Below are 692 nucleotides of genomic sequence, written 5' to 3' on the forward strand. Positions count from 1 at the left end.
CTACAAAGGCAGTTGCCACTGCGGCAAGGTCGCCTTCGAATTCAAGGCCGAACTGACCAGCGCCATCAGGTGCAATTGCTCGATCTGCTCGCGCAAGGGCGCCCTGTTGTGTGCCATCCCGCACGGGACCTTGCGGGTCCTGGCCTGGGGCGACGATTTGGGCACCTACACATTCGGCAATCATGCCATCGCGCACCGGTTCTGCCGGGCCTGCGGCATCCATCCCTTTGCGGAGGATGTCCGCGAGGGCCGTGAACGCAGCGCCTACATCAACATCAACTGCGTGGCCGATCTCGACCCCTCGACCCTGTCGGTCTTCGATTTCGACGGGCGGTCGGCCTGAGTTCGCTCGTCGCTGCCGTCACAACGGCGTCGACCCGAAAACCGTGATGGTTCTCGGGCCGACGCGCAGGTGTCAGGGAAGCCTGATTGCGGCGAGGCTACTCGGCCTGCTTCGGGCCGCGCAGGAACACCACGCTGGCCGCCAGCAATGTCGCCGCGCCGCAATGGGCGAAGGCACTGGCGACGCCGGTGTGGTCGACCAGCAGGCCGCCGAAGACGGCGCCGAGCGCGATCGCCACCTGGAACGTCGCCACCATCAGTCCGCCGGCGCTTTCTGCCTGGTCGGGTGCTGCCCGCACCAGCCAGCTCTGCAGCCCGACCGGAACGGCGCCGAAAGCAAAGCCCCAGAC

At 66.6% G+C, this 692-nt stretch carries 1 protein-coding gene and 1 pseudogene; one reads left to right on the plus strand and one right to left on the minus strand.

From position 1 onward, the window contains the following. Nucleotides 1–343 (plus strand): GFA family protein (locus ENZ75_RS33485; protein ID WP_245481366.1); only part of this gene is annotated, 343 nt, incomplete at its 5' end. A 97-nt stretch (nucleotides 344–440) separates the two neighbouring features. Here ENZ75_RS33485 and ENZ75_RS33490 read toward each other — a convergent pair. After that, a pseudogene (locus tag ENZ75_RS33490) lies at nucleotides 441–692 on the minus strand (MFS transporter); the annotation flags it as partial.

Source organism: Mesorhizobium sp. M7A.F.Ca.CA.002.04.1.1 (assembly GCF_004022805.1).
Taxonomy (GTDB): domain Bacteria; phylum Pseudomonadota; class Alphaproteobacteria; order Rhizobiales; family Rhizobiaceae; genus Mesorhizobium; species Mesorhizobium ciceri.